Genomic DNA, 26,871 nt, shown 5'->3' on the forward strand with positions numbered 1-26,871 from the left:
CCGCTTCTGTTCGTCGAATCGACTTGCAATGTTCTGCGGATAATCCCCATCGTGAAAAGTCCTCCACCGCCGCTCATCAGTCTGAGAGCCGAGAGCGAAGTGGCGGTGAGAAAGACGCCAAAGAGATTCGGAGCATCGACGCTAAATGGAAACACCCAACAACTCGCTGATCACGCCTGAGCCCAGAATGGGCCTCGCCGCCCAGTCCGGCACGGCGATCAATTCCGCCGCGACCAGCCTGACGGGCGGTACGGGCGGGGCCGATTTCGGCGGCTTCTCCCAGCGCGTGCCGGGGCTTTCGAACTTCCGTTCGAACCCGCGCGTGCCGCTCATCATCGCCGTGGCGATTCTGGCGGCGGTTGTCGCCGGGCTCGTGATGTGGTCGCGTCAGCCGGACTACCGCGTGCTGTTCTCGAATCTCTCCGATCGTGACGGCGGCGCAATCGTGACGGCGCTTCAGCAGGGCAACATTCCCTACAAGTTCTCGGACGGCGGCGGCGCCATTCTCGTGCCGGCGGAACAGGTTCACGAAACGCGTCTGCGTCTGGCGGCGCAAGGTTTGCCGAAAAGCGGTTCGGTCGGCTTCGAACTCATGGACAACCAGAAGTTCGGCATCAGCCAGTTCGCGGAACAGGTCAACTATCAGCGCGCGCTGGAAGGCGAACTCGAACGCACCATCGGCGCGATTTCGTCGGTGAAGTCGGCGCGCGTGCATCTGGCGATTCCGAAGCCGAGCGTGTTCGTGCGCGACAAGGAACTGCCGACGGCGTCGGTCATGGTCGAACTGTATCCGGGCCGCGTGCTGGACGAAGGTCAGGTGAGCGCGATCACGCACATGGTGGCGTCGGGCGTGGCGGACATGCCGGTCAAGAACGTGACGGTGGTGGATCAGGACGGCAACCTCCTGACCAACCAGAGCGCGACCAGCGGGCTCGATGCATCGCAACTCAAGTACGTGCAGCAGATCGAGCACAACACGCAGAAGCGCATCGACGCGATCCTTTCGCCGCTGTTCGGCTCGGGCAACGCGCATTCGCAGGTCAGCGCGGACATCGATTTTTCGAAGCTGGAACAGACCGCCGAAAGCTACGGCCCGAACACGAACCCGCAGAACACGGCGATCCGCAGCCAGCAATCGAGCGAATCGAGCGAGAACGGCGGCGCCAGCGTGGGCGGCGTGCCGGGCGCGCTGTCGAACCAGCCGCCGCAACCGGCCTCCGCACCGGTCGATTCGGCCGCGTCCGGCGCGATCGGCACCGGCCCGAAAGCCGCACCAACCAACTTGCACAAGGACACCACGACCAACTACGAAGTGGACCGCACCGTGCGCCACTTCGAACAGGCGGCCGGCGGCATCAAGCGGCTGTCGGTGGCGGTGGTCGTGAACTACCAGAAGAAGGTCGATGCCAAGGGCAACGTGACGATGGAAGCCGTCCCCGCCGACAAGCTCGCGCAAGTCCAGCAGCTCGTGAAGGACGCGATGGGCTTCGACGAAAAGCGCGGCGACTCGGTGAACGTGGTCAACAGCGCGTTCAACTCGGACGTGGTCGTGACGCCGGTAGTGCCGTGGTGGCGCACGCAGGAATCGATCGGCATGGGCGTTCAGGGCGCGAAGTATCTGGGCATCGGCATCGTGGCGCTGTTCCTGTACTTCAGCATGGTGAAGCCGGCCATGAAGCGGGCCTTCCCGCTGCCGCCGGAACCGGCCGGTCCGTCGCTCGGCGCACCCGACGAACTGGCCATGCTCGACGGTCCGTCGCTGCGTCACTCGGACAAGCATGACGATGACAAGGACGCCGAAGTCAGCCTGCTCGGCAGTTCCGAAAGCAACAAGGCCAAATTCGACCGCAACCTCGACTACGCGCGCACCGTGGCGCGGCAGGACGCGAGAATCGTTGCGACGGTCGTGAAGAACTGGGTGTCCGATGAACGCTGAAGGTCTCAATAAAGCCGCACTTCTCCTCATGTCGATCGGTGAGGAAGAAGCCGCCGAAGTCTTCAAGTATCTCGGACCGCGCGAGGTGCAGAAGATCGGCGTGACGATGGCGGCGCTCAAGAACGTGACGCGCGAGCAGCTCGACGCGGTGCTGACCGAATTTGTCGGCGAGGCCGAGCAGCAGACGGCGTTGTCGATGGATTCGAGCGAGTACATCAAGTCGGTGCTCAACAAGGCGCTCGGCGAAACCAAGGCCGGCGCGCTGATCGACCGCATCTTGCAGGGCAGCGACACGAGCGGCATCGAAGGTTTGAAGTGGATGGATTCGAGCGCGGTCGCGGAACTCATCAAGAACGAGCATCCGCAGATCATCGCGACGATCATCGTCCATCTGGACCGCGATCAGGCATCGGAAATCGTCTCGCTGATGCCGGAACGGCTGCGCAACGACGTGGTGCTGCGCATCGCGACGCTCGACGGCATTCAGCCCGCCGCGCTGCGCGAACTCGACGACGTGCTGCAAACGCTGCTCTCCGGCAGCGACAACCTCAAGCGCGCGCCGATGGGCGGTATTCGTACAGCGGCGGAAATCCTCAACTTCATGGCGACCAACCAGGAAGAATCGGCGATCGAAAACGTCAAGGCGTACGACGCGGACCTGGCGCAGAAGATCCTCGACCAGATGTTCGTGTTCGACAACCTGATCGATCTGGAAGACCGCGCGGTGCAGTTGCTCCTGAAGGAAGTGGAGTCCGAAACGCTGATCGTCTCGCTCAAGGGCGCGCAGCCGCAACTGCGTCAGAAGTTCCTGTCGAACATGTCGCAGCGCGCGGCGGAACTGCTCGCGGAAGACCTCGATTCGCGCGGTCCGGTGCGTGTCTCCGAAGTCGAACAGCAACAGCGCAAGGTGCTGCAAGTGGTCCGCAATCTCGCGGAAAACGGTCAGATTCAATTAGGCGGAAAGGCGGAGGACGCATATGTCTGACGCACGACAGGCAATGAATGCCATGACGGGTTATCAGCGTTGGGAAATGGCGTCGTTCGATCCGGTGACGGTCGATCCTGCCGCCGCCGATCAGGCCGCGCTCGAAGCGCATCTGCGCCGCGTCGAGGAAGACGCGCACGCGCAAGGGCTTCAGAAGGGACACGTCGCGGGTCAGGCGCTCGGTTATCAGGCGGGTTTCGAGCAAGGTCACGCGAAGGGTATCGAGGAAGGCCGCAAGATCGCGCTCGAAGAAGCCGCGCGGCTCGCCGCAATCGCGGATGCATTCAAGACCGCGTTGCAGGCCGCCGATGCCGCCATCGCGGAAACGTTGGCGTCGCTGGCGATCGATATCGCGCAGCAGGTGGTGCGTCAGCATCTCGCGCACGATCCGACCGCGCTGGTCGCGGTGGCGCGTGAGGTGATCGCCTCCGAGCCGGAATTGCTCGGCTCGCCGACGCTCATCGTCAATCCGGCCGATTTGCCGATCGTCGATGCCTACCTTCAGGAAGAACTCGGCGCGGCGGGCTGGCTCGTGCGTCCCGATCCGCTGGTCGAGCGCGGCGGCTGCCGTGCGCATGCATCGACCGGTGAAGTGGATTCGACCAACGCATCGCGCTGGGAGCGCGTGGCGGCGGCGCTCGGCAGGAGTCAACTGTGGTAAATCAACCCGCCCACGCGACGGTGCATCCGCAAACGCCGCAGATCACGCAGGACGGTCTGAGCGACCTCGAACGCGAACTCGCGCGTGCGTCGTTCGGCCCGCTGGCGGCTGAAGAAATCGCCGCCGAACCGGAACACGACGAGCACGCCGCGCGCGTGATCGCGGACCTGTCGCATCTCGCGGGCAATCCGCATATCGACGCATGGCGCGCCAAGCTCGACGAAATGAAGTCGGTCGCGGCCATCGCCAAGCCGGTGCGGACTTGCGGACGGTTGACGCGCGCCGCTGGTCTCGTGCTGGAAGCGGTCGGTTTGAAGATGGGCGTGGGCTCCGAATGCATGATCGAACTGCCGCCAGGCAGCTCGATTCCGACCGCCGAAGCCGAAGTCGTCGGCTTCGCGGGCGACAAACTCTTTTTGATGCCGACGACCGAAACCGGCGGCTTGTTGCCGGGCGCGCGCGTGTTTCCGCTGGAAAGCGCGCCCATCGACGATCCGATGGCGGGCGCGAAGCGTCTGCCGGTGGGCTGGGAAATGCTCGGCCGCGTGGTCGATGCCTCGGGCCGTCCGCTCGACGGCTTCGGCTCGCTCGGCGCGAAGGTCGATGCGCCGTTGTCCGGGCGCGTCATCAACCCGCTGAACCGCGAGCCGATTCACAAGGTGCTCGACGTCGGCGTGCGCGCGATCAACTCGCTGCTCACCGTCGGACGCGGCCAGCGCATGGGTTTGTTCGCGGGCTCGGGCGTCGGTAAATCGGTGTTGCTCGGCACGATGGCGCGTTACACCAGCGCCGAAGTCATCGTGATCGGGCTGATCGGCGAACGTGGGCGCGAAGTGAAGGAATTCATCGAGCAGATCCTGGGCGAGGATGGTCTCGCGCGCTCGGTGGTCGTGGCCGCACCCGCCGATGTCTCGCCGGTGCTGCGCATGCAGGCGGCGGCGTACACCACGTCGCTCGCCGAATATTTCCGCGATCAGGGCAAGCATGTGCTGCTGCTGATGGATTCGCTCACGCGCTACGCCATGGCTCAGCGGGAAATCGCGCTGGCAATCGGCGAGCCGCCCGCGACGAAGGGTTATCCGCCTTCGGTGTTTGCGAAGCTGCCCGCGCTCGTCGAACGTACCGGCAACGGTCCCGAAGGCGGCGGTTCGATCACCGCGTTCTACACCGTGCTGACCGAAGGCGATGACCAGCAAGACCCGATCGCCGATTCCGCGCGCGCCATCCTGGACGGCCATATCGTGCTGAACCGGTCGCTGGCGGAAGCGGGGCATTACCCGGCCATCGACATCGAACAATCGATCAGCCGCGCGATGACTTCGCTGATCGACGAGAAGCATCTGGAGCGTGTGCGGATGTTCAAGCAGATGCTCTCGCGCTACCAGCGCAACCGCGACCTCATCAACGTGGGCGCGTATTCGAGCGGCCGCGATGCCTTGCTCGACCGCGCGATTGCGTTGTGGCCGCGCATGGAGGCGTTTTTACAGCAAGGCTTTCGTGAGCAGGCGAATTTCGAGCCGAGCCTTGAAATGTTGCATCAACTTTTCGACTAGTATTTGTGACGTATTCGTCATAAGAAAATCTGCGTAGAGACCATCCTCATGTCCAAGAACTTGCCCATCAACACGCTGATCGAGCTGGCTCAAGAAGAGCTCGATGCCGCGACCAAGAAGCTTGGCAAGCTTCAGCAGGAACGCAACGATGTCGAAGTGCAACTGAACTCGCTCGTGACTTACCGCGACGAGTATCACGCGCGCTTCAACGCATCGGCGCAGGAGGGGACGACTGCGCAGACCTTGCGCAACTTTCAGGCGTTCGTCGATACGCTCGATGCCGCGATCAACCAGCAGCGCGCGTTGCTCTCGCTGGCCGATCAGCGCATCGAGGCGGCCAAGCCGGAGTGGCGCATGAAGAAGCAGAAGGTCGGAAGTTACGAAGTGCTGGCCGCGCGCGGCGAAGCGATGCTCGCGAAGAAAGCCGCGCGCGTCGAACAGCGAGAGGCCGACGAACACGCCGCGAAGGTGCTGCGCATGCGCGCCGAACGCGCCTGATTTCTTTTTATCTCTATCGGACTCGGGGAATACGCATGTCTTCCGTCAATTCCATCGGCGCGGTATCGAGCGCTCAGTCGGCTACCGGCGCGAACAAGCGCGCGGCTTCGGATGTGTCGTTCGGGCTTACTTTGCAGGGTTTGACCGACAAAGCCAATGCCGAAGCTGCTCAGTCTGCCGCTGCTTCGTCTTCTTCTTCGTCGAAATCGAGCGTGCATGATGCGCCGAAGGCCGATGACAGCGCCAAGACCGACGACGCCAAGGATACGAAAGCGGCGGCGTCATCGGACAAGAGCGACAAGGCAAATGCCTCGAAGGATGCATCGAAAACGGACGATGCGAATGCGTCGAAGCCGGCGGCATCGGCGGATGCGAAGCCTGCTCAGGCGCAGCAAGGCGCGGTCGCTCAGGCCAAGCCGCGCGCGGATGCCGCCACCGCTCCGACCACCGCCGATGACGCTACCCTCGAACAACTCGCCGATGCGGCCGGGACCGTAACCGACGCGACTGCCGCGACGGATACCGGCAAGCCTGCCGCCAGCGCGACGCACAAGAGCGGCGACGCGAATTCCGCTCAGGACGCCTTGCAGTCTGCGCTCGCGGCCATGAATGCCGCGCCGGTGGACAACTCGGCTGCTGCTGCGGCGGCAGCCGCTGCTGCTGCTGCACGGACGCAGACCGGTACGCCTGTGACCGCGCAAAACGGCGCGAACGGTGACGGGCAGACCGGCGTGCTGTTCAATCGCGATGGCAAGGGTGGTTTGATCGGTTATCTGACTCCTGGCGCGGGTACTGACGACAAGGGCGCGACTGCCACGACTCCCGTGCAGACGGATGCATCGGTGCTTGCCAGCGCCCAAGCCGCGCTCACCCCTTCCGCCGACGATGCCACCGCCGCCTACAAGCAAGCCGCCGATGCCGCAGCGCATGCGGTAGCGGCGCAGGCGGCATCCGCCAGTTCTTCTGTCTCCGGCACGCAGGGTTCGATGCAGGCGGCTACGAGCGCGGCGATTGCGCCTCACGTCGGCAGCTCCGGCTGGGACGACGCGTTTAGCCAGAAAGTGGTGTTTCTCTCGAACTCCAAGCAGACGAGCGCCGAATTGACGCTCAATCCCAAGGATCTCGGGCCGTTGCAGGTGACCTTGCAAGTGACCGGTGACCACGCGCACGCGTTGTTTGTCGCGCAGCATGCGCAGACGCGGGAGGCCATCGAGGCCGCCATGCCGAAGTTGCGGGAGGCGATGGAGGCTAATGGCATTAGTCTCGGGAGTGCTTCGGTTTCGGATGGGTTTGCCCGGCAGTCTTCGGGGTCGTTTTCTTCTCAGCAGAAGCAGGGTGGTCAGGGTTCGGGACGGGGTTCTGCTTCGGCTTCCGCCGTGGGTGGGGTTGAGGCTTCGTCCGCTGCGGGTGTTGCCGTGCGGCGGCAGGTGGGGTTGGTGGATACGTTTGCCTGATTTTTTTGCGGAAGGGGCTGCTGCTGTTTGGGTCTTTATTGCAGTAGCCGCCTCCCCGGCGGGGGGGTAACTTTCTTTGCTGCTGCAAAGAAAGTCACCAAAGAAAGCAGCTTTTTACCCCATGCACGATGGCTGGAGAGGGTTGGTCTGGATTAACAATACAGTGGCCGCAATAGGACTTGCCACGAATAACAAACGCTTAGGCAACCTGGCGATTTCGCGCTCGTATATTTAAAGGTCAGTGGTCCGCATTCATTCTTTCGGCCATGCGCTGCGCGCGCCGAGAGCTTGAGAACGGAACCCCGCAGCGTGCGCGCGCCCAGCCACCTCACACAACATCGCACCCGCGCCATTCGGCCGTACGCTGGTTAGTGCTCCAACTAAAGGGCAAATCGCCAATGCGACACCATTTGCCAATGCGGGTTAAGCCATTGAGCTTGCGCGGCAGACGCGGTTTCGCCAAGACGCCAACCAAGGTAGGGCCGAATAGCAACCTTGCGGGGAGGTTTGAGGTGGCTGGGCACTTATAGGCTGCGGGATTCCGTTCTAAAGCTCTCGGCGCGCGAAGCGCATGGCCGAAACAATGACTGCGGCCCACTGAAGCCGAAGGATTCTAGCGCGCAATCGCCGGGTTGCCTAAGCGGCTCATGATGCGTGGAAAGTCCTATCGCGGCCACTGCATCAGTTAATCCAGACCAACCCTCTCCAGCCATCGTGCCTGGTTTAAAAAGCTGCTTTCTTTGGTGACTTTCTTTGCAGCAGCAAAGAAAGTTACCCCCCCGCCGGGGAGGCGGCTACTGCAATAAGGACTCAAACAGCAGCAACCCCTTGCACAAAAACCCTAAACCCCCCGCCAAACCCCACCGTTAACAAAAAGAGCACCCGCAGCAAAAGAGCGAGTTAAACCACAAACCCCCCTCTGTTCGCCCCATCGCTTAACCCCGCGATAGCCAACAATTCACCCTATCGAAAGAGGCAAGCAAATGGCTACCACGACAGCAAACCCCAAAGAACTCGCTCCCGCGAAAAGCGGGAAGATGAAAAAGATCCTGATCATCGTCATCGGCGCGACGGTGCTGCTTGGCGCGGGTGCAGGCGGCGCGTACTTCCTGCTCGGCAACAAGGCGGCCCACGGCCCCGCGAAGCCCGCGCCGGAACCGCCGCCCGTGTTCTTCCCGCTCGACTCGCTGACGGTCAACCTCCAGTCCGAAGACGGCTCCATGCACTATCTGCGCGCGGGCCTCACGCTCAAGCTGAAGGACGAAAAGGTCCAGGCAATCGTCACGGAACACATGCCGGAAGTCCGTAGCCACGTGTTGCTGCTCCTGTCCGGCCAGAAGCCCGACGACATCACCACGGTCGAAGGCAAGAAGAAACTCGCCGAAGAACTGCGTTCGACGGTGGATTCCGCCTCGAGCACCGCCGACAAGCCCGTGCATGTCGACGAAGTGCTGTTCACCGAATTCGTCGTTCAGTAAGCGCACAGCCAGGCACACAGAGTCATGGCCCACGAAGAGTTCATGTCGCAGGAGGAGGTCGATGCCCTCCTCAAGGGCGTCACCGGTGAAGTGGATCAGGTCGTGGATGAAACTGCGGCCGCCGGTGTTCGTCCGTACAACATCGCGACGCAGGAACGCATCGTCCGTGGCCGGATGCCCGGCCTCGAAATCATCAACGACCGGTTCGCGCGGCTGTTGCGCATCGGCCTGTTCAACTTCATGCGGCGCTCGGCGGAAATCTCTGTCGGTCCGGTGAAGGTGCAAAAATACAGCGAATTCACGCGCAATCTGCCCATTCCGACGAACCTGAATCTGGTCCACGTCAAGCCGTTGCGCGGCACGTCGCTGTTCGTGCTCGACCCGAATCTCGTGTTCTTCGTGGTCGATAACCTGTTCGGCGGCGACGGACGCTTTCATACGCGCGTCGAAGGGCGCGAGTTCACGCAGACCGAGCAGCGCATCATCGGCAAATTGCTGAATCTGGTGTTCGAGCATTACACGACGTCGTGGAAAAGCGTGCGTCCGCTGACGTTCGAATACATGCGCTCGGAAATGCACACGCAGTTCGCCAACGTGGCGACGCCGAATGAAATCGTCATCGTGACGCAATTCACGATCGAGTTCGGCTCGGCGGGCGGCACGCTGCACATCTGCATGCCGTACTCGATGATCGAACCGATCCGCGACGTGCTCGCCTCGCCGATTCAGGGCGAAGCGCTCGAAGTGGACCGCCGTTGGGTGCGCGTGCTGTCGCAACAGGTTCAGGCGGCGGAAGTGGAGCTGACGGTCGAACTGGCGGAGATCCGCTCGAACTTCGACAAGCTGCTCAACCTGCGCGCCGGTGATGTCTTGCCGATCGAGATACCCGAGCAAGTCACCGCAAAAGTCGATGGCGTGCCGGTGATGGAATGCGGCTACGGAATTTTCAATGGTCAATACGCGCTGCGCGTCCAGAAAGTGATTGGCGCAGGCGAGTCGAAGGAAGGCGGATATGAGTGATTTGATGCAGGAAGACGTGCCCGGCGCGGAAAAGGGCGACCTGGAAATGGACGACTGGGCCAGCGCGCTCGCCGAGCAGAACGGCAACGACGTGCCCTCGGCCACGCCCGGCGTGTTCCAGCCGTTGTCGAAGGCCGCAGCGCCCTCCACGCGCAACGACATCGACATGATTCTGGATATCCCCGTGCATCTGACGGTGGAACTGGGCCGCACGAAGATCGCGATCCGCAACTTGCTGCAACTGGCGCAAGGCTCGGTCGTGGAACTCGACGGCATGGCAGGCGAACCGATGGACGTGCTCGTGAACGGCTGTCTGATCGCGCAGGGCGAAGTGGTGGTGGTGAACGACAAGTTCGGCATCCGTCTGACCGACATCATCACGCCGTCCGAACGTATCCGGAAACTGAATCGATGAAACGCTTCACCGCCGCGCTGCTCGCGGCTGCTCCTCTCCTTTCGCATGCCGCCGACATGAATGCGGTGAATCATGCCGCGCAGATCGCGTCGGGCGTCGGTGCGGGAACGGCGGTGCCGTCGCTCGGCTTCGGCGCGGTGCTGCAAACGCTGTTCGGGCTGGTGATCGTGGTCGGCTTCGTGTTCGGATGCGCGTGGCTCGCGCGCAAACTGGGCTTGCAGAGCGGCAACAAGGGCGGACTCGTGAAGGTGGTGGGCGGCGCATCGCTCGGGGCGAAGGAACGCGTCTCGGTGGTCGAGATCGGCGATACGTGGCTCGTGCTCGGCACCGGTCCCGGCAATGTGCGTCTTTTGCACACGATGCCCGCCGGTTCCGCTCAGGCCGATACCATCGGCGTGCAAGCCACATCATCCACTCAGCCGATGCAAGGCAGCTTCGGCCAGCGCTTCCGCGATGCCCTTGCAGGCGAAGCGAACAAGCGCCTGCAGAAGTTCGTCGGCAAGGATCAATAAGAACAAGCGGTACACGCAGGCATTACAGGCCGGGCGGCTTCACAGCGCCCGGCCTTTTTCATTCTTGATGCCGCCATCGCGCGAAAAGTTGTTCTACAGGCGCGTGCGCAATAGAAGGAGTTAGCCGGGAAACCGCCCTCTTTTCGACACATCGTTCCCCATCGCGATGGACAACAATTCAGGCTATCGAAAGAGGCGGGATTTCATGGCTATCACGTTCGTCCATCTTCATATGCAGCGTTTCAGCACGTTTGCCGGCGGGAGCAAGTAATGCAGGTCAGTCGCAACATCGCGCGGGGTTTGAAGCTCGCGCTGCCGGTGGTGATCGCGTTGATGCCGGTTGCGGCGCTCGCGCAGAGCACCGCCGGTCTGCCCGCCTTCAACACCAGTCCCGGCCCGAACGGCGGCACGACGTATTCGCTCAGCGTGCAGACCATGCTGCTGCTGACGATGCTCTCGTTCCTCCCGGCCATGGTCCTGATGATGACGAGCTTCACGCGCATCATCATCGTGTTGTCGCTGTTGCGGCAGGCGCTCGGCACGTCGAGCACGCCGCCCAATCAGGTGCTTGTCGGGCTCGCGCTGTTTCTCTCGTTCTTCGTGATGTCGCCGGTGCTCGACAAAGCCTACACCGACGCCTACAAGCCCTTCTCCGATGGTCAGATCGCCATGGATCAGGCCATGACGCGCGGCGTCGCGCCCTTCAAGCAGTTCATGCTCAAGCAGACGCGCGAATCCGATCTCGCGCTGTTCGCCCGCATTTCCCATGCCGCGCCGATGAACGGTCCCGACGATGTGCCGCTCTCGCTGCTCGTGCCGTCGTTCGTCACCAGCGAGCTGAAGACGGGGTTTCAGATCGGCTTCACCATCTTCATTCCGTTTCTCATCATCGACATGGTGGTGGCGAGCGTGCTCATGTCGATGGGGATGATGATGGTCTCGCCCTCCACCATCGCGCTGCCCTTCAAGTTGATGCTGTTCGTGCTCGTCGATGGCTGGCAATTGCTGATCGGCTCGCTCGCGCAGAGCTTCGTTTCCTGAGGTATCCGAGATGACTCCCGAAACCGTCATGTCGATGGCGCATCAGGCGATGTACGTCGCTTTGCTGCTCGCCGCGCCGCTTCTCCTCGTCGCGCTGGTGGTCGGTCTGGTCGTGAGCTTGTTTCAGGCCGCGACGCAGATCAACGAATCCACGCTCTCCTTCATTCCGAAGCTGATCGCGGTCGCGGTCACGCTGGTGATCGCGGGTCCGTGGATGCTCAACACGCTGCTCGACTACATGCGGCAGGTGTTCACCATCACGCCCGGCATTACCGGTTAAGGTTCGATGTTCTCCGTCACTTATGCGCAACTGAACGGCTGGCTCACCGCGTTTCTGTGGCCCTTCGTGCGCATTCTCGCGCTGATCGCCACGGCGCCGGTGCTGAGTCACATGGCGATTCCGGTACGCGTGAAGGTGGCGCTGGGCGCGTTTGTCACGCTGATCGTCGCGCCGACCTTGCCCGCGATGCCGGACGCCACGGTGTTCTCGGCGGGCGGCATCTGGATCATCGTCAATCAGTTCTTGATCGGCGCGGCCATCGGTTTGACGATGCAGATCGCGTTCGCCGCCGTCGATGCAGCGGGCGAGTTCATCGGTCAGCAAATGGGCCTCGGCTTCGCGATGCTCTACGATCCGCGCGCGGGCGGCAACGCGGTGGTGATCTCGCGCTATCTCAACGCGCTGGCGACGCTGGCGTTTCTCGTGTTCGACGGACATCTGCAACTGATCAGCGCGCTGATCGTGACGTTCCAGAATGTGCCGATCGAAGTCAACGTGGTCGCGGCGGCGTCGCATGCGCAGGGTTGGCGCGTGCTGGCCGGTTACGGCGCGAGTGTGTTTTCCACGGGCTTGCTGCTGTCGTTGCCGATTGTGGCGGCGCTGCTCATCACCAATCTCGCGCTCGGCATTCTCAATCGCGCTGCGCCGCAGATCGGTATCTTTCAGGTCGGCTTTCCGGTGACGATGCTGGTTGGCCTGCTCTTGCTTCAGTTGATGGTGCCGAACCTGATGCCGTTCTTTCTGCGCATCTTCGATTCGGGACTTGCACAAGTGGGCAGGGTCGCAGGCGCGATGCATTGAGGCGCTTATAAGAACGTCCGCTGAAGCGGCGCACGATGCTCGTGAACCTTCACGATTGCGTATTCGGTTTTGAGCGTGCCAGCTTCCACGGTTTGCGTCTGGCGAAGATCGACCACCAGGACATCGCCTTTGCCGAAGCCTTCTCCGGCGTTCATCTTGGCGAGAAACGCTTCGTCTTCCACCGCCGCAAAGAACGGATACTCGCCGTCGTGGACGCGGCATCGCTTGCTGTCCTTCAACGCCGGGGATTTGAGGATCAGGACTTTCTTCAAGACGGAGTGCGAGACGATTTCGCCGTTGCCGCTTTCTTCGTTGCTCATGTCATTACCCTGATAAAAAGGCGCAATGATGTGCAAAAGCAAGACGATAAGGAAGGCGAATCTTCCCAATTCAACGGCCCGCGATCATCGGCGGACGCTTGAGACACGCATCGGCCAAAAGAAAGCCCGACCGATGCGTAGAGAGATCAACAGAAACGCTGCACTCAAAAACCCTCAACCGCTCCCGAGATAATCGAACAACGACATCTTCTGAATCTGCGAAAACGCCATCTGCGCGGCCTGCAGCGAATTCTGCGTCGCCTCGTAAGAGCTGATCGACGACACGATATCGATGCTCGTCAGATTCGCCAGGTCGGATGCATTCTGTGTGGAGCTATTCGAAGTCAGCGTCTGCATCGACTGCACTTCCTGCTCGCGTCCGCCCACCGAAGTTTGCGTCGCCAGCACGTTGTTCGACGAGTTGGTGAGCTTGGCCGATGCCGTGTTCAACGCATTCGTCAGCGTGGCCTGCGCGGTCGCGGAACCGGAGACCGGTTGCTTGAGCGCGGCAATCAAATTGTCGATGGTCGAGAACACATCGTTGTTACCCGACGTGCCCGGCTGTACGGAGAAGCTGTCCTTGTCCGCGGGCGAGCCCGAAATCTTGACGGATTCGCCGCCCAGCGAAATCGCCGAACCGGCCGTGTAAGCCGTCGCCGCGCTGGTGGCCTGCGCAGGATTGCTCGGATCGGGCGAGACCGTGTAGGTCATCGAACCGTCGGATGCCTTGGCGAAGTTGATCGTGTACGCCGAGCGGTTGTTGGGGTTGCTGATGTCGTTCACGCTCACGGCGCTGATCGTGCCGGTGCCCGTGTTGCCCGACGAACCGCTGGACACCGCCGTGCTCTCCGAAGGCGACACGCTCTGGAAAACGGCTGCGCCCGTGTCGCTCACCGGAACCGTGCGGCTCGTGCTGATCTGCACGGAACGCGTGCCGAGGTCGCCGGAATACTGCACGCCCACGCCCGAAGCATTGTTTGCAAACGGCGCCGTGGTGCCCTTGAGACCGGAAAAAATATAGTTGCCGTTGGTGTCCGTCGTGTTGGCGAGACCGAGCAACTGATCGCGGTAGCCTTGCAGCGTGTTGGCAATCGCGGTGCGGTCCGCGTCGTTGAGCGAGCCATCGCCCGCATGCACGACCTGCGTCTGAATGCCTTGCAGCACGGTATTGACGTTGCCGAGAACGGAGTCTTCCTGTTGCAGCGAAGACAGCGCGGTCGACTGGTTCGCCGAATACTGCGAAAGCTGGCCGCTCTGCATGGTGAGCGTGACGGCCTGCGCCGCGCCGACAGGATCGTCGGAGGCGGTTTGAATCCGCTTGCCCGACGAAATCTGTGCGTACATCTGCGCAAGCGTGCTCTGTTGCTCGTCCATCGACGAGACATTCAGATTGAAATATTGAGAGCTGGAAATTCGCATCGCGTGTGCCTCAGTTCAGGGCGCCGAGGATGGTCTGAAACAGCGATGAGGCAATCTGGATCACCTTGCTGTTCGCCTGGTACATCTGCTGGTATTGCATGAGGTTGGCCGCCTCTTCGTTCAGGTTCACGCCCTGCACGGACTGTTGCGCCGAGGTCGCCTGATTGAGCAGCGCCGTTTGCGACGTGCTCGAACTCTTGACCTGATTCGTCTGGTTGCCGATCTGGTTGACGTAGTTCGCATACGCGGTCGTCAGGGTATCGGTGCCGCCGTTCATCGACTTGGAGGAAACGAGGTTCGACATGATGAGCGCATTGCTGCCATCGCTCGTGCCGCCCGTGTTCGCGTTGAGGTTGAACGCGTCCGTGTCCGATGGCTTGCCGGTGATCGTCGCGCTCACGCCGTTGGACGTGACCGTGAGGCCCTTGGTCGAATCGTAGGGAATGGTTTGTCCGGCCGCGTAGTTCGTGCCGCCCACGCTCACCGCCGCGTTCGAGGTGAAGCCGCCGGCCGACGCGCTGTACGTCAGCTTGATGTTGCCGCTGAAGTTGCCGCTATATCCGGTCGATGCCGTCGCCGAAGAAATCGCCGCGCTGCCAAGGTTCGATGTCGCCGCCGAGCTGATCGCAGGCGAGCCCGCCGCGATGGATGCCGGGTTGGTCGTCGCGAGCGCGAAGTTGTCGAGCGCGCCGCGCGTGGGCTGAATGGTGAACGAATCGCCCTTCTGCATGGTGCCGCTGCCGATGCTGATCGACAGCCCGTTGATCGTGCCGCTGGTGGCGGGCGGCGCAATGGTGCCGAGCGCCGTGCCGCTGGTGCTGTCCTTCAGCGTGTAGTTGCTGCCGTCGTAGCTGAGCGTGTAGTCGCCGGTCGAGGGTTTGGTCGAATCCGCGAAAGATACGGAGATCGAACCATTGCCGGTGTTGCGTGCGTTCGAATAAACCTGCGGCGTGCCGACGGTGAAGAGGTTGCCGCCTTGCTGGCCGTTCTGATCGACACCCAGCGCGTTCTGATTGTTCAACTGCGCGGCAAAGCTCGTCGCGACCGCGCCGAGTTGCGCCTGCGCGGGATCGAGCGTCTGGCTGCGGAATTCGAGCAAGCCGCCGACCGTACCGCCGGTGAGCATGCTGCTGTCGAGATATTGCGAATTCGCGGGCGTCTGCGAGGTCGTGTCGCTGTTCTGATAGGCGATCGCCAGTTCGCTCGGATCGCTGGGCGATGTCTGCGTCGTCAGCGCCGATGCATTGCCGCCCACCACGAGCGGCTGCCCGTTGCCGATGAACACGTTGGCATCGCCATTCGATTGCGGAACCACTTGCACGCCGACGAGCGTGCTCAGACTGGTGATGGCCTGATCGCGCTGATCGAGCAATTGATTGGGCGACTGACCGCCCGCGCTCGCCACCGAAATCTGCTTGTTGAGGTTGGCGATCTGCTGCGTGTACGTGTTGATCTGCGAGACCGCGCTCGTCAGTTGCGTGTTCACGTTCTGGCGCAACTGGTCGTATTGCTGGCCCGCTGACGTGATCTGATCCGCGAGCGTCTGCGCGCTGCTGATCGCCGACTGACGCCCGGCCGTGCTGGTGGCCGAATTCGCCACCGTCTGAAGGCTCGAAAAATAGTTGCTGATTCCCGTCGAGATGCCCTTCGTCGGATCGCCGACGAGGTTGTTCAACTGCGAGATCATCGTGTAATACGTGCTCGCCGCGTTGCTCGTAGACGTGGTGTTGTTCACCTGCGTCGTGAGGTACTGGCTGTACTGGCGCGTGACAGTGGCCGTCTGCACACCGTTGCCGAGGTAACCGGAACCGGTGTACTGACCCGACGCTTCCTGGTAGTTCACCTTTTCGAGCGTGTAACCCGCGGTCGATGCATTGCTGATGTTCTGGCCCGTCGTCGCCAGTCCATACTGGGCGGCGTTCAGACCGGACAAGCCAATGTTGAAGATGTTGTTCGACATGCGTGATCCTCTGAAGCGGCGAAAGAATGAGCGATGCCGCGTGACTGCACTTGATATCGGCCGTTTGCCGAAGAAGTTGAGCAAACGTTTTCACGTGTGCCGCGTCGGGGTTCGCTGGGTTCGCCGGTCGTCTGGGCGCTCGTCGCGATTGGGCCATTATCGAAGCGGCCTGGCTATCGCGATTGGTTGAGCAGGAGGGAATTCTTGCGGCTTTTCCGGGGATTGGAAGCGCGCGAAGCGCCGCATTCACGCGGCGCTCCGGTCCTGCATTTACTTGGACAACGAACGACGTTTCATCTCAAGCTGCGTGATGAGGCGTTGCAGCGTGTTTTCAGCGGAGCCGGGCATCGACACGAACTTGAAGCCGAGCGTGAAGCGGCGCTCGCCCTTCGCGGTCGTCGATTCGCGGTGCGACACGAGCTTCATGTCCACCGTCACGCGGCCCGTGGCCGTGAAATGCAACTCGGCATCCTGAATGACGATACCCATTTCCAGGTCCGCCACGCGCTCATCCGTGGTGCGCAGCGCGACGCCGCCCAGCGAAAGGTCATGCACTTCGAAGCGGAAGCGCTCGCCATCCGGCAGCATGCCGCTGCAGATGTACGGATCGAGCACCGGCGCCTCCACGCGGAAATACTCGCGCCGCTGCATGTAATAGAGCACCGGCGGAAAATCCGCCTCGAACGCCGGACGGCCTTCGAACGATGTCTGACGCGCCGCGCCCGTGGTGAACTCCACGCGCACGCCATCCGGCGACGAATGAAAAATCAGCTTTTGCGCCGCGAGCACGAGACTGTTCTGCTCGGGCACGCCGCCCCAATCGAACGTGAACGTGTTGGCGGTGGCATCGACATCCAGCACGCGGGTGACGATCTGCGAGTCGCCGTATTGGGCCGTCAGGAAGTCGCCCCGATTCGCCAGATTGCGCAACGACACGCCGATTTCCAGCGGATTGCGCCGCCCGAAATCGACGATCGGTGCAATGTCGTCATCGCCAAGGTCATGCTTTTGGTTGCTGTTCATGGTGCTGGCCAAGTTCATTATTTCTGGCGCGCCCTCGCCGGGTCTGCCTTCGCTGTCCGGATTAGCGGCAAAGCGCATCCAAAGTTTAGGGGCGGCCCGGAAAAACCGCGTGCTGCGCCGTACGTTTCAGGTCAAACGTTTGCAGACCGCAAAAAATTTCGCAATACAAATATAGAGCGGCCTGCAAGCGTGCTTTCGTCTGTTTAGCGACCGCTCATGCGCTTCGTGCGTGTTACCTTCAGCAAGTCGCGTGCTTAATTGTTATGTCGGTAATGTTTGAGACTTTCTTGATTGTTTCGACGCATTTTTTATCGTTATTTCGATGTTCGAGACAACCGCGTTGGCGTTGCCCTGAAAACAAAACAGCGGCTCGATGGCCGCTGTCTTCTCGCTATCCGATCGGTCGGACGCTCACGCAATCTGACGCATGATCGAGATGAGCTTCTTCGCGTACTGCGGATCGGTCGCGTAACCGGCTTTCTGCATGCCGTGCGCGAAGCCCGCGACATCGCGCGATGCCTCGACCACCGGCGCATAGCGCGGATTGTTCTTGATGACGCTCGCGTAATCGGTGAGCGCGGCTTCGTAGGAATCGTAGGCGCGGAATTTCTCGACCACTTTCTGCGGCTGGCCGTTCACATATTCCGTGGTGACCGAATTCACCGTCTTGCCGGTCCAGTCCTTGGTCGCCTTGATGCCGAAGATGTTGTGGCTCGTCTCGCCGTTCGAATACTTGATCTCGCGCTTGCCCCAGCCCGATTCCAACGCCGCCTGACCGATGATGAACCGCGCCGGAATGCCCGTCGCGGCCGCAGCCGCCTGCGCTGGCGTGGCCAAGCGCTGCACGAATGCATCGACCTTGTCGGAGCCGCTGTTCTGCGAGGTGGGATCGAGCGCATCGGCGGCGGTATAGCCGCGCGAATTGAGCGACGCACCGTTCTTGTTCGCCTGCGCCGCCGCGTAGGCTTTCGCCATCGCGTTCATCGCGGCGATGTTGCCCGCGTTCGCGCTGGAATCGCCGCCGCCGCTTTGCATGCCGTTGAGCATGTTCATTGCGCCGGACGCGCCCGTTGCGCCGCTCGCGTCGGTCTTGCCGCCCGAGTTGCGCATCAACTGCTTCAGCATCATGTCCGCCACGCCGATGCCCTTCGACGACATCTGCTGCGACATCTGCTGATCGAGCATGGCCGTGAAGGACTTCGAATCGTTCGACTCGAACGGGCTGTCGGAGGGCGTGGCGTCGCGCATGCTTTTCAGCATCATCTGCGTGAAAACGGCGTCGAACTGCTTGGCGGCTTCCTTGAGACCTTGCTGCGGATTGGCGCCCGCCTGCGCGCGCAGTGCATCGAAACCTTGCGTGTCGAGCGCGAAACGGTTCGAGAGGCTTGAGAAACCGCTGCTCGCGTCGGTCGATGCCAGCGCGCTGCCGGCGATACCGCTCGTCGTGTTCGAGGTCATGGGCCGTTCTTCCTTAGATGACCTCGAGATCGGCGCGCAGTGCGCCCGCCGCCTTCATCGACTGAAGGATCGAGATCAGGTCCGCCGGTGTCGCGCCGAGCGCATTGAGCGCCTTCACGACATCCGCGAGATTCGCGCCCGCCGACAACATCTTGAGCGCGCCGCTGTCCTGCTTCAACTGAATGGACGATTGATTCGCCGCCACCGTCTGGCCGTTCGAGAACGCGTTCGGCTGACTGACCGCCGTCTTCGTGTTGATGACGACCGAGAGATTGCCGTGCGCAACCGCGCAGTTCTGCAACGTGACCATCTGATTCATCACGATGGAACCGGTGCGCGCGTTGAGGATCACCTTCGCGGCGGCCTGCGCCGGTTTCACATCGATATTCTGCAACTGCGCCATGAAGGACACTTGCTCGCCCGCTTCCTGCGGCGCGCGCAGTTGGATCGTGCGGCCATCGAGCGCCAGCGCCGTGCCCATGCCGAACTGATTGTTCACGGCCGCGACGATGCGCTGCGTCGTGTCGAAATCCATTTCGCGGAGTTCCATCTGCATGACGCCGCCTTGCTGCTGAAGCGTGGTCGGCACCGCGCGTTCGACGATCGCGCCGCCCGAGATGCGGCCCACCGCCAGCGAGTTCACCTGCACCTTGCTACCGTTCGCACTCGCGCCCGCGCCGCCGACGACGAGGTTGCCCTGCGCCATCGCGTACACCTGACCGTCCGCGCCCTTGAGTGGCGACATCAGCAGCGTGCCGCCGCGCAGACTCTTCGCATTGCCGAGCGACGACACGGTGACGTCGATGGTCTCACCCGGCCGCGCGAACGGCGGCAACACTGCGGTCACCATGACAGCGGCGACGTTCTTCAACTGCATGTTCTGCGTGGTTGCGGGATTCACCGTGATGCCCAGATTGCCGAGCATGTTGGTGAGCGACTGCGTGGTGAACGGCGTCTGCATGGTCTGGTCGCCGGTGCCGTCCAGACCCACGATCAGGCCGTAACCGATCAGCGGATTGTCCCGCACGCCCTGAAACGACACGAGGTCTTTCAGGCGTTCGGCGTGCGCGTGCGGCACCGAGGTCATCGCCACGACAGCGGCGGCGAGCGAAAACGAAACGAAGCGAAGAAGCGAATTCATGATGTCAGAACGGCGCCACGTTGAGGAAGAAGCGTTGCAGCCAGCCCATGTTCTGCGCTTCGTCGATATAACCCTTCGCCGAATATTCGATCTTCGCATCGGCGACTTGCGTCGAGTAGACGGTGTTGCTGCCGGAGATGGTCGTCGGATTCACGACACCGGAGAAGCGCACGTACTCGTTGCCCTGGTTGATGAGCATCTGCTTTTCGCCGCTCACCATCAGGTTTCCGTTCGGCAGGACTTCGGTGACGGTCACGGTCAGCGTGCCGCTGAACGTGTTGGCCGCGCTCGCGCCGCCTGCCGCCGTGAACTTGTTGGCGCCCGTGGCCGACAGGTTCGTGTTGTTGAACAGCCCGCCGAAGATGCCCGGCACGGTCGGCACGGAGAACGAACCGGTGCCCCCGCGATTGGTGTTCGCCGCCGACGATTTGGTGGCGTTCACGTTTTCCGAGATCACGATGGTCAGGATGTCGCCGGTATTGCGCGGCCGCTGATCTTCGAACAACGGACGGCCTGCATAGCCCGCGTTGTAGATCGCGCCTGGTGAACGGCCGCCGACGGGCGGCTGCGGCGGACGCGCGGTCATCGGCTGCTGGATGATCGGTTCCTTCGGCACGAGACCGCATGCCGCGAGTGCCGCGCCGAGCGCTGCAACCGAACCAAGACGCGTGACGCGCGCGATGAGGGAAAGAGAAGACATCCTGGTGACTCGAATAGTGCGAATGAAGCGTAGTGTGCCGCCATCCGCACGATTCCGATCCGTCGAATAGAGGGTTAAACCTGCAGTTGCGAAAGCGTTTGCAGCATCTGGTCGGACGTGCTCACGGCCTTGCTGTTGATCTCGTAGGCGCGCTGGGTTTGAATCATGTTGACCAGTTCCTGCACCACGTTCACGTTCGACGCTTCCACATAACCCTGTTGCAGCGTGCCCGCGCCGTTCAGACCCGGCTGCGCGGTATTCGGCGCGCCCGAACTGCTCGTTTCCGAGAACAGGTTCTCGCCGCGCGCTTCGAGGCCCGGCGGGTTGATGAAGGTCGCCAGCGTGATCTGACCGACCGTGGTGCTGGCCGAACTGTTCGCCTGCGTGACCGACACCGTGCCGTCCGAACCGATGGTGATAGCCGTCGTGTTCTGCGGAATGGTGATCGACGGGTTCAACAGATAACCGCTCGACGTGACAAGCTGGCCCTGCGCGTTGGTCTGGAACGAGCCGTCGCGCGTATAGGCGGTCGTGCCGTCGGGCATTGTCACCTGAAAGAAGCCTTGACCGTTGATCGCGACATCGCGCGAATTGCTGGTCTGCTGCATGTTGCCCTGCGTGTACAGGCGCTCGGTCGCGACCTGCTGCACGCCGGTGCCGAGCTGGTTGCCCGAGGCGAGTTCCGTCTGCTGCGTGGAATTCGCGCCCGGCTGCCGCGTGGTTTGATACAGCAAATCCTGAAACACCGCGCGCGAGCCCTTGAAGCCGTTGGTGCTCACGTTGGCGAGGTTGTTCGAGATCACGTCCATCTGCGCCTGTTGCGCATTCATGCCGGTCGCGGCGATATACAGAGAGCGATTCATGGTTCTTTCCTGAGTGTCTTTTTTTCGCGGCTTCGCTTAACTGAAGCTGAGCAGCTTGTTGGCCGACTGATCGTTCTGGTCCGCGGATTCCATCAGCTTGGTCTGCATCTGGAACTGGCGCGCGTTGGCGATCATCGAGACCATCGCGGAGACCGGGTTCACGTTACTGCCTTCGAGTGCGCCGCCGGCGACCGTCACCGTCGGGTCGACATCGGCGGGATCGCCGTCGGCGGTGCGGAACAAGCCGTCGTCGCCACGTTGCAGGGTCGAGGCGTCCGGGTTCACCAGCTTCAGTTGATCCACCACGGCGATGGCCGTGGGCGGGTCGCCCGGAATCAGCGCGGAGACCGTGCCGTCCTTGCCCACCGTCACTTCCGCGCCCGGCGGAATCGACAGCGGACCGCTGGTGCCGAGCACCGGCAGGTTGTTCGCCGTGACGAGCTGGCCGTTGGCATCCACATGCAGATTGCCCGCGCGCGTGTACGCCTCGCCGCCGTCCGGCGTCTGCACCGAGAGCCAGCCCGGACCCTGCACCGCGACATCGAGCGGATTGCCGGTCTGCTGGATCGGGCCCGACGAGTAATCCGCGTTCGGCGTGGACGAGAGCACGAAGGTGCGCGTCGTGCCGTCGGCGGATTGATCCTCGAACGACATCGGGACTTGCCGGAACGCCGAAAGCTGCGCCTTGAAGCCCGTGGTCGACGCGTTCGCGAGGTTGTTCGCGACGGTCGCCTGTTGTTCGAGCGCCTGGCTTGCGCCAGTCATCGCGGTGTAGATCAGACGGTCCATGAATCCCTTCCCTCTTGCCTGTTATTCAACCGTCTTACAGGTTGATGATGGTCTGATCGACCGCCTGCTGTGTCTTGACCGTCTGCGCGTTCGCCTGATAGTCGCGCTGCGCGGTGATCAGGTTGACCAGTTCGCTGGTCAGATCGACGTTCGAATCCTCCACCGCGCCGCCTTGCAGCGTGCCGTGGTTGGTCGAACCCGGTGCCGCGACCTGCGGTGCGCCGGATGCCGCCGTCTGCGCGTACATGTTGCCGCCGAGGTTCTGCAAACCGTTCTGGTTGTTGAAGTTGGCAAGCGCGATTTGACCGAGCGAACGCGTTTCGCCGTTCGAATAGTTGCCGGTGAGCGTGCCGTCGCTGCCGACCGTGAAGCCGGTCAGTTCGCCCGTGGCGTTGCCGTCCTGCACGATGTTGTTCACGCCGCTGGTCGCGCCGTACTGCGTGGTCGTGCCGAGGCTGAGCGTGATCGGCTGCGTGGTCGCGCCGGTCGGGTCCGCGCCGTTGGGAATCGCGAAGCTGACCTTGCCCGTGCCGCCGTACGTGACACCGGCCGCGCTGGTCGAAGAACCTGCGATCGACGTCAGATTGCCCGACGAATTGAACGTGACTTGCCCGAGGTCGGTCGTGCTCGCCTTCGAAACCGGATCGCCATAACCTGCATACGCTTCCCACGAACCCGTGTTGGTCTTCGTGAAGTACAGCGAAACCTTCTGCGTGCCGCCGAGCGAATCGTAGACATTGACGGAGGTGGACGCGTTGTACGTCGTGCCATCGGTCGGATCGAAATTGGCGACGGTCTTGTTCGTGTCCTGCGAGTTCAGGTTGAACGCGGCGGTGATGTTCTTCGTCGCGGTCGGCTGAACGTTGGAAGTCGGCACCGACAGCGGAACCGTGCTCGCGCTGTTGACCACGCCCTTCGAATCCGCCGCGTAGCCCATCAACTGCATGCCCGCCGAATTGACGATGTTGCCTTTGTTGTCGAGCTGGAACTGGCCATTGCGCGAGTACACCGTCGCGCCGTTGTTCGACATCTGATAGAAGCCGTTACCGTTGATGGCGACGTCGAGCGCCTGATTGGTCGTGGTGATCGTGCCTTGCGAGAACTGCTGCTGCACCGCCGCCAGACGCGTGCCGATACCGATCTGGTTGTTCACCGCCGTGGACATCGAGTTGGCGTACATGTCGGCGAATTCCGCCGTGCCGTCCTTGAAGCCGACCGTGTTCGAGTTCGAGATGTTGTTGCCGATGACATCCAGATTGCTCGATGCAGCGTCCAGACCGCTCAGTGCTTGTTGATAGCTCATGTGTTGCTCCGACGCGGGCGCCGGCCCGCTGTGTGAATCGTTGAATTAGAGATGGGTAATCAAAGAATCGAGGCGACGCCGGTGAGTGCGACCGTCGAACCGTTGGCGAGCTTCAGGCCCGTGCTGCCGTCCGACATCTGCACGACGCTCTGGACTTGCGAAGCGGCAAGCGTGGTGGCCGTCGCCTGCTGGCCGTTGATCGTGCCCTGCGCGGTGATGGTGTACGTGCCGTCGGCGAGCGTCTTGCCGTTCGAATCGGTCGGCGTCCAGCCGGACACCGGAATCGTTCCCGCGCTTTGTGCGCCGAGATCGAGCGTGTTGACGATCTGCCCGGCGGAATTCTTCACGACCACTTGCAGGTCGGTCACTGCGTTGTCGAGCTTCACGCCGAAGGTGGAGGCCGCGCCGCTTGCCACCGTCACGTTGCTGCCTGCTGCCAGCACGTTCGAGCCGATCAGGATTGCTGCCTGCGTCGACTGGCCGGCGGAAATCTGCGTCGCGAGCGAGGACAACGAAGTATTCAGATTGCTGATGCCCGTCACCGTGTTGATCTGCGCGAGCTGCGAGACCATCTGCGAGCTGTCGGTCGGGTTGGTCGGGTCCTGGTTCTTCAACTGCGTGGTGAGCAGCGTGAGGAACGTGTTCTGCAAGTCCGCGCCGGACGTGCCGGAGGCCGAAGAGCTGGACGACGTCGAAGATGTCGACGACGTGCCGTTCATCGTGTTGAGCAGCGACTGCGAAACGGTGGCGCCGTTGCTGCCGATAGTGGTGCTGGAAGAGGTCACGTTGCGTTTCCTGGTCGAATGGTGTGGGTCAGGTTCCGATGGTCAATGTCTTGAGCATCAATGTTTTAGCGGTATTGAGCGTCTCGACGTTCGCCTGGTAGGACCGTGACGCCGAAATCATGTTGACCATTTCCTGCACGGGATCGACGTTCGGAAGCGTGACGTAACCGTCCGCGTTCGCCGCCGGGTTGCTCGGGTCGTAGCTGGTCTTCATCGGGCTCGGATCATCGACGACGCCGGTCACCTGCACGCCGCCGACCTGCTGGCCGGAACCGCTTTTCGCGCCGCCCAGCGGATCGACCGCGAACACGACCTGCTTGGCCTTGTACGGTTGACCGTCCGGGCCGGTGGTGCTGTCCACGTTCGCGAGGTTGGACGCGGTCACGTTCAGGCGCTGCGCCTGGGCCGACATCGCCGAACCGGCGACGTTGAAGATGTTCATCAGGTTGGACATTGGGCTCTCCTTATGTCCTTAGCCGTTCGACGTGATCGCCGACAGCATCGATTTGATCTGTGAAGACAGCACGGTCATGCCGGCTTCGAAGTGCACCGAGTTGTCCGCGAACTGCACGCGCTCGGCGTCGAGGTCGACCGTGTTGCCATCGAGCGAGGGCTGGTTCGGCACGCGGTACTGCAACTTGCCGTAGTCCTGCGTCGTGCCGCCCGATGCGCCCGCGCCCGACGTGCCGGACAGGTGTCCCGCCGACGTCACCGCCATGCCGCCGCTCGTGCTGAGGCTCACGGGCTGCGCCATCTTCAGCGTCGCCGTGTTCGATGCCGACGCCGTTCCGCCGCCGCCGCTCTGCCTGAGCGCGCCAGCGAGCGCGGTCGAGAAATCGACATCGCGCGCCTTGTAGCCGGGCGTATCCGCGTTGGCGATATTCGACGACAGCAGCTCCTGCCGGTACGCGCGTACGTCGAGCGCCTCGCGGCCGAAAGCGAATTCCTTGTCGAGTTTGTCCAGCATCAGCGTTTCTCCCATTCACGAGCCCGGCATCGCCGAGGCCTTTTTGCATGACACAGATAGTAGGAGCGACGGGCAAGAACTAATCCGATGAATAACCGGGGAACGCGGCCTCTATTCGAGGCTTGGGCGCGAAGGCCGATATTTAGAATTCGATTCGTGGTTGAAGGTCGTTGGCTTGAGTTATTGATGCGTCCATCGGCGCGCGAGGGAGAGTAGTGATGAGCAGGTCCGTCAGGCATCCGTCCAGAAGCTCGGTGCGCACGATGAAGCGCGTGGCGGGCTTGTCGCTCGGCGTGTCGTTGTTGTTCGGTGGCGCGGTGAGCGCACTCGCGCAGCAGGACGGCGGTCCGATCGTCATTCCCGGCAACGCCGAAACGAACCCCGCCGCCGCGGCTGAAATGGCGGCGAAGCTCAAACCTGTGACGGCGGCCGCCGCTCAAGCCGCGCCCGCGATGTCGAGCGCCGATATCGCGCGGGCATCCGGCTATCGCGCCGCGACGCAAGCCGCCGACGCCGCCATGCGCAACGCCGCGCTCGCGCTCGAAGCACGCGCCGAAGCCGCCGACGATTCGATGGACGATGCATCGAACGGCATGATCGTGGTTCCAGGGCCGGGGCAAAACCCGAAGCCTGCTGCATCGGCGGGCATGATGAAGGCGTCTTACTCACCCGCGCAGTCCGCACTCCCATCGGTCAAATCCACCGATGCGCGCAATGTCATCCCCGTGATCGTCCAGCACGACGATTCGCCATTGACCGCCGCAAAACCGGTCGCCGCTCAAGCCGCGATGCCTGTCGCAACAGCGCGCCGCGTAACCGCGCCCGCACCGCTACAACCCGGCGCACCCACTCAGGATGGCGAATCGATCCGCGCCGCCGCGCTCGCATTCCTTCAGCAGCAAGCCGCCGGATTGCCCGGCAAAGTGGAAATCACCGTTCTTCCCGTATTCCCGCGCGGTCTCGCGCCGTGTTCGTCGCTCGATCCGTTCATGCCGACCGGTTCGCGCGTGTGGGGCCGCATGACGGTCGGCGTGCGCTGCGTCGGCGAAAGGCCGTGGACGCTGTATGTGCAGGCGCGCGTCGCGGTGAACGCCACTTACTATTTAGCAGCACGCGCAATCGCGCCGGGCGAAGTGCTCACCGAAGCCGATCTCGTCGCCCGCGAAGGCGATCTCACCGCGATGCCGCAAGCCGTCATCACCGATCCCGCGCAGGCAGTCGGCGCGACCGCGCTCGGCCGCGTCGGCGCGAATCTGCCGCTGCGCACGGATTTGCTGCGCGCGGCGACATCGGTATCGGTCGGACAGTCGGTGCACGTCGTCGCCGATGGCGCGGGCTTCGCGATTTCCGCCGAAGGCAGCGTGATGAACAACGCCTCGCCCGGTCAGCAAGTGCGTGTGAAAACGGCCGGGGGACAAATCATTACCGGCATCGTGAAAGACAACCAAACGGTCGAAATCCGCATGTGAAAAACGGGGCTTGAGGCCCCTGTGTGGGATAACTCACACT

28 protein-coding genes are annotated in these 26,871 nt (G+C 62.4%); 15 read left to right on the top strand and 13 right to left on the bottom strand.

Going from position 1 to position 26,871, the window contains the following annotated elements:
• Positions 1 to 145: 145 nt before the first annotated feature.
• From fliF to fliR, 13 genes are all read left to right on the top strand, one after another.
• Positions 146 to 1,936 (top strand): flagellar basal-body MS-ring/collar protein FliF, encoded by a 1,791-nt coding sequence (gene fliF, locus ACZCWR_RS01435; protein WP_487301976.1) that lies wholly within the window; start codon positions 146 to 148, stop codon positions 1,934 to 1,936.
• Positions 1,926 to 2,921: a flagellar motor switch protein FliG gene (gene fliG / locus ACZCWR_RS01440; protein ID WP_487301977.1), complete on the top strand. Its 996-nt coding sequence runs from the start codon at positions 1,926 to 1,928 to the stop codon at positions 2,919 to 2,921. Before fliF ends, fliG begins: the two co-directional genes overlap by 11 nt.
• Positions 2,914 to 3,582, top strand: coding sequence for a flagellar assembly protein FliH (gene fliH, locus ACZCWR_RS01445; protein WP_487301978.1), 669 nt, complete (start codon positions 2,914 to 2,916; stop codon positions 3,580 to 3,582). The genes fliG and fliH overlap by 8 nt, the downstream gene beginning before the upstream one ends.
• A gap of 20 nt (positions 3,583 to 3,602) precedes the next feature.
• On the top strand, positions 3,603 to 5,135 hold the full coding sequence (gene fliI / locus ACZCWR_RS01450) for a flagellar protein export ATPase FliI (RefSeq protein ID WP_487303208.1): 1,533 nt from the start codon (positions 3,603 to 3,605) through the stop codon (positions 5,133 to 5,135).
• 48 nt (positions 5,136 to 5,183) lie between these two features.
• A complete protein-coding gene (fliJ, locus tag ACZCWR_RS01455) occupies positions 5,184 to 5,633 on the top strand; it encodes a flagellar export protein FliJ (protein WP_487301979.1) in 450 nt (149 codons plus the stop codon).
• A 35-nt stretch (positions 5,634 to 5,668) separates the two neighbouring features.
• Positions 5,669 to 7,087, top strand: coding sequence for a flagellar hook-length control protein FliK (locus ACZCWR_RS01460; protein ID WP_487301980.1), 1,419 nt, complete (start codon positions 5,669 to 5,671; stop codon positions 7,085 to 7,087).
• A gap of 983 nt (positions 7,088 to 8,070) precedes the next feature.
• Positions 8,071 to 8,565: a flagellar basal body-associated protein FliL gene (fliL, locus tag ACZCWR_RS01465; RefSeq protein WP_487301981.1), complete on the top strand. Its 495-nt coding sequence runs from the start codon at positions 8,071 to 8,073 to the stop codon at positions 8,563 to 8,565.
• 24 nt (positions 8,566 to 8,589) lie between these two features.
• Entirely contained in the window at positions 8,590 to 9,585 is a 996-nt protein-coding gene (gene fliM / locus ACZCWR_RS01470) for a flagellar motor switch protein FliM (protein ID WP_487301982.1), read from the top strand.
• Complete coding sequence (gene fliN / locus ACZCWR_RS01475; RefSeq protein ID WP_487301983.1) at positions 9,578 to 10,000, top strand: flagellar motor switch protein FliN; 423 nt, start codon at positions 9,578 to 9,580, stop codon at positions 9,998 to 10,000. The genes fliM and fliN overlap by 8 nt, the downstream gene beginning before the upstream one ends.
• On the top strand, positions 9,997 to 10,512 hold the full coding sequence (gene fliO, locus ACZCWR_RS01480) for a flagellar biosynthetic protein FliO (RefSeq protein WP_487301984.1): 516 nt from the start codon (positions 9,997 to 9,999) through the stop codon (positions 10,510 to 10,512). The genes fliN and fliO overlap by 4 nt, the downstream gene beginning before the upstream one ends.
• Positions 10,513 to 10,845: 333 nt before the next feature.
• A complete protein-coding gene (gene fliP / locus ACZCWR_RS01485) occupies positions 10,846 to 11,553 on the top strand; it encodes a flagellar type III secretion system pore protein FliP (RefSeq protein ID WP_487303209.1) in 708 nt (235 codons plus the stop codon).
• A 10-nt stretch (positions 11,554 to 11,563) separates the two neighbouring features.
• Positions 11,564 to 11,833, top strand: a complete 270-nt coding sequence (gene fliQ, locus ACZCWR_RS01490) for a flagellar biosynthesis protein FliQ (protein WP_487301985.1) — start codon at positions 11,564 to 11,566, stop codon at positions 11,831 to 11,833.
• Between the two features lie 6 nt (positions 11,834 to 11,839).
• A complete protein-coding gene (gene fliR, locus ACZCWR_RS01495; RefSeq protein ID WP_487301986.1) occupies positions 11,840 to 12,634 on the top strand; it encodes a flagellar biosynthetic protein FliR in 795 nt (264 codons plus the stop codon).
• 5 nt (positions 12,635 to 12,639) lie between these two features.
• Here the strand turns inward: fliR and ACZCWR_RS01500 are convergent, their stop codons facing one another.
• The 4 genes from ACZCWR_RS01500 to ACZCWR_RS01515 all read right to left on the bottom strand — a co-directional run bounded on the left by ACZCWR_RS01500 (position 12,640) and on the right by ACZCWR_RS01515 (position 17,356).
• Positions 12,640 to 12,954 (bottom strand): LAPAL motif-containing putative phage structural protein, encoded by a 315-nt coding sequence (locus ACZCWR_RS01500; RefSeq protein ID WP_487301987.1) that lies wholly within the window; start codon positions 12,952 to 12,954, stop codon positions 12,640 to 12,642.
• 174 nt (positions 12,955 to 13,128) lie between these two features.
• Complete coding sequence (gene flgL / locus ACZCWR_RS01505) at positions 13,129 to 14,373, bottom strand: flagellar hook-associated protein FlgL (protein ID WP_487301988.1); 1,245 nt, start codon at positions 14,371 to 14,373, stop codon at positions 13,129 to 13,131.
• A gap of 10 nt (positions 14,374 to 14,383) precedes the next feature.
• Positions 14,384 to 16,333, bottom strand: a complete 1,950-nt coding sequence (flgK, locus tag ACZCWR_RS01510) for a flagellar hook-associated protein FlgK (protein ID WP_487301989.1) — start codon at positions 16,331 to 16,333, stop codon at positions 14,384 to 14,386.
• Between the two features lie 270 nt (positions 16,334 to 16,603).
• On the bottom strand, positions 16,604 to 17,356 hold the full coding sequence (locus tag ACZCWR_RS01515; protein WP_487301990.1) for a flagellar brake protein: 753 nt from the start codon (positions 17,354 to 17,356) through the stop codon (positions 16,604 to 16,606).
• Between ACZCWR_RS01515 and ACZCWR_RS01520 the strand changes: the two genes are divergently transcribed.
• A complete protein-coding gene (locus ACZCWR_RS01520; protein WP_487301991.1) occupies positions 17,355 to 17,531 on the top strand; it encodes a hypothetical protein in 177 nt (58 codons plus the stop codon). The two genes, ACZCWR_RS01515 and ACZCWR_RS01520, sit on opposite strands and share 2 nt — an antisense overlap.
• A gap of 236 nt (positions 17,532 to 17,767) precedes the next feature.
• Here the strand turns inward: ACZCWR_RS01520 and flgJ are convergent, their stop codons facing one another.
• The 9 genes from flgJ to flgB form a co-directional block, all read right to left on the bottom strand.
• Positions 17,768 to 18,814 (bottom strand): flagellar assembly peptidoglycan hydrolase FlgJ, encoded by a 1,047-nt coding sequence (gene flgJ, locus ACZCWR_RS01525; RefSeq protein WP_487301992.1) that lies wholly within the window; start codon positions 18,812 to 18,814, stop codon positions 17,768 to 17,770.
• Positions 18,815 to 18,827: 13 nt separating this feature from the next.
• On the bottom strand, positions 18,828 to 19,955 hold the full coding sequence (locus ACZCWR_RS01530) for a flagellar basal body P-ring protein FlgI (RefSeq protein ID WP_487301993.1): 1,128 nt from the start codon (positions 19,953 to 19,955) through the stop codon (positions 18,828 to 18,830).
• A 4-nt stretch (positions 19,956 to 19,959) separates the two neighbouring features.
• A complete protein-coding gene (locus tag ACZCWR_RS01535) occupies positions 19,960 to 20,655 on the bottom strand; it encodes a flagellar basal body L-ring protein FlgH (RefSeq protein WP_487301994.1) in 696 nt (231 codons plus the stop codon).
• Positions 20,656 to 20,729: 74 nt separating this feature from the next.
• Positions 20,730 to 21,518: a flagellar basal-body rod protein FlgG gene (gene flgG, locus ACZCWR_RS01540; RefSeq protein WP_487301995.1), complete on the bottom strand. Its 789-nt coding sequence runs from the start codon at positions 21,516 to 21,518 to the stop codon at positions 20,730 to 20,732.
• A 36-nt stretch (positions 21,519 to 21,554) separates the two neighbouring features.
• Positions 21,555 to 22,307, bottom strand: a complete 753-nt coding sequence (gene flgF, locus ACZCWR_RS01545; RefSeq protein WP_487301996.1) for a flagellar basal-body rod protein FlgF — start codon at positions 22,305 to 22,307, stop codon at positions 21,555 to 21,557.
• Between the two features lie 34 nt (positions 22,308 to 22,341).
• Entirely contained in the window at positions 22,342 to 23,610 is a 1,269-nt protein-coding gene (gene flgE, locus ACZCWR_RS01550) for a flagellar hook protein FlgE (RefSeq protein ID WP_487301997.1), read from the bottom strand.
• Positions 23,611 to 23,669: 59 nt separating this feature from the next.
• Positions 23,670 to 24,329 carry a flagellar hook capping FlgD N-terminal domain-containing protein gene (locus ACZCWR_RS01555; protein ID WP_487303210.1) on the bottom strand — a complete coding sequence of 220 codons (660 nt, stop codon included), beginning with the start codon at positions 24,327 to 24,329 and terminating at the stop codon, positions 23,670 to 23,672.
• Positions 24,330 to 24,423: 94 nt separating this feature from the next.
• Positions 24,424 to 24,849 (bottom strand): flagellar basal body rod protein FlgC, encoded by a 426-nt coding sequence (gene flgC / locus ACZCWR_RS01560; RefSeq protein WP_487301998.1) that lies wholly within the window; start codon positions 24,847 to 24,849, stop codon positions 24,424 to 24,426.
• An 18-nt stretch (positions 24,850 to 24,867) separates the two neighbouring features.
• Positions 24,868 to 25,362, bottom strand: a complete 495-nt coding sequence (flgB, locus tag ACZCWR_RS01565; protein ID WP_487301999.1) for a flagellar basal body rod protein FlgB — start codon at positions 25,360 to 25,362, stop codon at positions 24,868 to 24,870.
• A gap of 218 nt (positions 25,363 to 25,580) precedes the next feature.
• On the opposite strand from flgB, the gene flgA reads away from it, so the two are divergent.
• On the top strand, positions 25,581 to 26,831 hold the full coding sequence (gene flgA, locus ACZCWR_RS01570) for a flagellar basal body P-ring formation chaperone FlgA (RefSeq protein ID WP_487302000.1): 1,251 nt from the start codon (positions 25,581 to 25,583) through the stop codon (positions 26,829 to 26,831).
• Positions 26,832 to 26,871: the final 40 nt, after the last annotated feature.

Source organism: Caballeronia sp. A2-2, from assembly GCF_057612605.2.